The organism is Mesorhizobium sp. M7A.T.Ca.US.000.02.2.1, assembly GCF_003996995.1.
GTDB lineage: Bacteria > Pseudomonadota > Alphaproteobacteria > Rhizobiales > Rhizobiaceae > Mesorhizobium.
This window is the reverse complement of sequence record NZ_RZTT01000488.1, coordinates 1-4,058: the sequence shown is the minus strand read 5'-3', so window position 1 is coordinate 4,058 and position 4,058 is coordinate 1. Positions and strand designations below refer to the sequence as shown.

The following is a 4,058-nucleotide window of genomic DNA, read 5'->3' as shown; positions in this document are numbered from 1 at the left end:
CTCTCCCCCTTCTCCCCTTGTGGGAGAAGGTGTCGCCGAAGGCGACGGATGAGGGGTGTTCCAGGGAACGCCAACGTCTCATTCCGCTGGAACACCCCTCATCCGTCTCGGCGCTGCGCGCCGATCCACCTTCTCCCACAGGGGGAGAAGGGAATGCGCTGCTTAGTTCACCCCATCCTTCCGCGCGCCGCCACCGGCAACGTTTCCAGCACCTTGTCGCCGTCGACCAGATTGACCTCGTTGAACAAATTGGTGACGACGCAGCAATGGTCGGGCACGACACGCACGCGCTCGCCGATGCGCAGCTTGCCGTCGCCCGAAAGCGTGACGGTGCCGTGCTCCTCGCTCAGCCCCGTCACCCGCGCTCCCGACACGCCGAGCAACTCGCCGAAATCGGCGAGACCCAGCGTGTCGCTGGACAGCGCCTTGCTCCCGGCATCGAGGATAGCGCGCCTCGCTGTGGGATGGCTGACCACCGTCGACAGCACCGTCAGTGCGCAGTCGTCGAGGCCGCCGACGCCTTTGGCGACTTGATAGCGGTCGAGATAGATGTAGGTGCCTGGACGATACTCGGTGACAACGGATGTATCGCTGGAGCGCCACATATCCGGCGTGCCGCCGCTGGAGATGCGCTCGCAGGCGAGGCCCGACGCGGCAAGTGCCTGCTTGGCCCCGGCGAGCCAGGCTTCGGCCTCCGCTGCCCGCCCGGCGGCCGGGTAGGTCATCAGTCCGCCGAAGGCGAGGCCACCGGCTCTGTCGATCTGTCTTGCCAGCGCAACCGCTTCATCAGCCGACTGCACGCCGCAGCGTCCCATGCCGGTGTCGCATTCGACCAGCACCGGCAGTCGATGGCCGGCATCGGTGAAGGTGGTTGCCAGCCCTTCGAGCGTCTCCATGCTGTCCGCTGTCACCGACAGGGTGACGCGCCCGTGCAGCGCCAGAAGGCGTTCCAGCTTGGCGCGCCCAAGGATGTTGTAGGGGAGAAAAATATCGGTCAGCCCGGCATCGGCCATCACCTCGGCCTCGCCGATCTTCTGGCAGGTGATGCCGACGGCGCCGGCCGCTATCTGCTTCTTCGCCCAGTAGGGCAATTTGTGCGTCTTGATATGCGGCCGGAGCTTCAGCCCGTTCTTGTCGGCATGCGCCTGGGCGCGGGCAATGTTGGCTTCCGCGCGCGCGGCGTCGATCAGGATGGATGGCGTATCGAGATCGTGGACGGTCGGCATCATCTTTCACCCCATGAGGAATCCGCGGGTTTTATGGCCCTGAAAATCCGTGATGTCACGCGGCCAGGCAAGCGGACCTGTGGTCCATACGCCCTGCGCAACGCCGGACAGGACGGCGAGATGGATCGACACCGCATCGGCGTTCGGCTATGCGATTTGCCAGACAAATCGATACGAAGGGATCATGATCATGAAGCGCTCCGCCATCAACGACATCATCCGCGAAGCCGACGCTTTCATCCGCTCGTTCGGCTACATCATGCCGCCCTTCGCCTATTGGTCGCCGCAGGAGGCGAAGGCGCGTCAGGTCGACTCGTCGGCGGTGTTCACCTCGCGGCTCGGCTGGGACATCACCGATTACGGACAGGAGAAATTCAGGGAACTCGGCCTGTTCCTGTTCACCGTTCGCAACGGCCGCTACGAGGACATGAAGAAGGGCATGGGCATGCTCTATGCCGAGAAGATCATGATCTCGCGCAAGGACCAGCTGTCGCCGATGCACCGCCACAACATCAAGGCCGAGGACATCATCAACCGTGGCGGCGGCAAGCTGGTGCTGGAACTGTTCATGCATGACCGCGACGGCGGCATCGATCCCAAGGCCGAGGTTTCGGTGCCGGTCGACGGAACCATCCACAGGCTGCCCGCGGGCGGGCTCCTGAAGCTCGACCCGGGCCAGAGCGTCACGCTGCTGCCCGGCGTCTGGCATGCCTTCTGGGCCGAGGGCAAGGACGTGCTGATCGGCGAGGTCTCGACCGTCAATGACGATCTCACCGACAATGTGTTTCGCGAACCGATCGGGCGTTTTTCCAACATCGACGAAGACGTTGCCCCGGTCCATCTGCTGGTGTCCGACTACGAGAAGTGGCTGGGGTAGGGGCGCCGCCCTACGCCTTCGGTGACGCCAGTCACACGGTCGAAAGTTAGCCCGTGGCGCCTACCTACTGCGATCCTTGTTCGACCGATCCTGCCGCTTCCTCCCTGAAGACGACCTTTGTGCCTCTTTGCACTTCGGAGGCGAGGTCTTCGGCATCCCAGTTGGTCAGCCTGATGCAACCATGCGAGAAGGTCTTTCCGATCTTGCCTGGGTCCGGAGTCCCGTGAATGCCATAACTATCGATGGACAAATCGATCCAGACCGATCCCACCGGATTGTTTGGCCCGGCAGCGATCGTGAAGGGGCGCTTCGTCTTCACTCCCTTGAAGGCAAACTCGGGATCGTAGTGATAGGTTGGGTGGCGCACCACGCGTTTGACCTCTGCCTCGCCACTCGGCGCGGGCTTCTCCTGGCTCCCGATCGAGGCGGGGTACGTCGCAAGCACTTTGCCGGAAGGGTCGAGCACGCGAACCTGGCGAGCGCTCTTGTCGACCTCGACGTTCCCAATGTCTTGCGGCGGATCACCTCGGGTTACAGCTGGCACCAGCAGTTTTTGCCCCGCTCTCCTGAAGCCGATGCCGGGATTGAGCCGTTCAAGCAGTTCCTCGCTGCTGTGGAAGCGCTCCGCCATCTTTTCCAGGGCATTGTGATAGGCGAGCCGGGGCAGGCGGGCCATCCTCTCCATGCGCGTCGGAATTCGCCTGGTGAACGGTCCCCGCACATCCTTGCGCGTCAACTCGTAGGTCTCAAGCGCGGGGCGCGAGGAGCTCGCGACCAGCTTGTCCCATGTCTCGCGGGTAAGCTTGCCGTCGGCAGGCAGTCCGTTGGCCGCTTGAAACGCACTGACTGCCCGGCTGAAGTTCTCCGCTTGGCGGCCATCGATCAGGCCTGGCGAGAAGCGTGCACGATCCAGGAGGATTTGCGCCTTCAGAACGGTCGCACTGACGCCTTTCGCTTCGCTGCCGTCAAATTGGGCGTTGTTGACAGTGGCCGCGTCCAGTTTTGCCGCCGCCGTTGCATCCCATGCCATGACGAGCATGGCGGCAGCGGCAAGAACGAGCCTGATCATGGAGGTCACACTCCTGTATGAGCACCTGCTTCTATGACGTCGCACGGCCGATCTGGTTCCATTCCCCTGGCTGCGTCCGACTGCCGAGTGCCGATGCGCCGCAGCGAACCCGGACCAGGGAGCACCCGGCGGTGGCGCGGGTGCATTGTTGATAAGGGTCCGCCATCATCCAGATGGATGGCGACTCTCGCCAGCGCATGTGTTGGCTTCAAGTCGAAGCGCAGCTCGGTGACCGAGGAGAGCCAGCATGCAATTTCCTGCCCAGAAGGACAGAAGACCGGCAGCCGAGGATGAGCGCCAGGCCCGGCTTGAGAAAACAGCCAGGCTCAAGCAGCTTCGGTCCTATGCTTCCTGGCTTTCGTCCGACCCAAACGCCCAACTTCACGATGAGATAGACTGCTCGGTGCTGATCGAGGGAGGCGTGATACGAGACAAAGCGTGGAGCCTGGGCTGATCGGCAGGTGACACGACCGGGCGGCGAGGGTTTCACCGCCAACGATGATCGGCCGACAATTTGTTTGGCGAGCCGATCGGCCGCAACAGTGGCGGTAGGCTGACTTCGCGTCAGTGACAGCAGCCTTGCTGCGCGCTCGTCCTGCACAGGCAGGACGAGGTGATCGGCACATCCGCCCTGGCCAGCGCCGCGGCAAGGCTTGTCTGCAATATCGGCAATTCATCAGTCTCGCCGCGCTGTTTCAGGCATTCCACCAGCCCGTGCAGTGCCCAGACATTGTTCGGGTGCTGGGCGCAGCGCTGCACCGTGCCGCTCAGGCCCAAATCGTCGCGATAGACCTGCTCGGCTTCCTTCGCGTGGCCCTGGTCGAGAAGCAGCGCTGCCAGCGCATGGCGCGGCGGGTGCATCCAGGCCCACGGCTCGGTGTAGGAC

The 4,058-nt window shown here is 63.4% G+C and carries 4 protein-coding genes and 1 pseudogene; 2 read left to right on the top strand and 3 right to left on the bottom strand.

Going from position 1 to position 4,058, the window contains the following annotated elements; all coding sequences use genetic code 11:
- Window positions 1–167 precede the first annotated feature (167 nt).
- Entirely contained in the window at window positions 168–1,226 is a 1,059-nt protein-coding gene (locus tag EOD15_RS30030) for a D-TA family PLP-dependent enzyme (RefSeq protein ID WP_164761942.1), read from the bottom strand.
- A gap of 190 nt (window positions 1,227–1,416) precedes the next feature.
- Between EOD15_RS30030 and EOD15_RS30025 the strand changes: the two genes are divergently transcribed.
- Window positions 1,417–2,103, top strand: coding sequence for a D-lyxose/D-mannose family sugar isomerase (locus tag EOD15_RS30025; RefSeq protein WP_127258087.1), 687 nt, complete (start codon window positions 1,417–1,419; stop codon window positions 2,101–2,103).
- Between the two features lie 64 nt (window positions 2,104–2,167).
- Here the strand turns inward: EOD15_RS30025 and EOD15_RS30020 are convergent, their stop codons facing one another.
- On the bottom strand, window positions 2,168–3,172 hold the full coding sequence (locus EOD15_RS30020; protein WP_127381520.1) for a L,D-transpeptidase: 1,005 nt from the start codon (window positions 3,170–3,172) through the stop codon (window positions 2,168–2,170).
- A 247-nt stretch (window positions 3,173–3,419) separates the two neighbouring features.
- Between EOD15_RS30020 and EOD15_RS30015 the strand changes: the two genes are divergently transcribed.
- Window positions 3,420–3,626, top strand: a complete 207-nt coding sequence (locus EOD15_RS30015; protein WP_164762279.1) for a hypothetical protein — start codon at window positions 3,420–3,422, stop codon at window positions 3,624–3,626.
- Window positions 3,627–3,736: 110 nt separating this feature from the next.
- Here the strand turns inward: EOD15_RS30015 and EOD15_RS30010 are convergent.
- Window positions 3,737–4,058 (bottom strand): annotated as a pseudogene (locus EOD15_RS30010) (hypothetical protein); the annotation flags it as partial.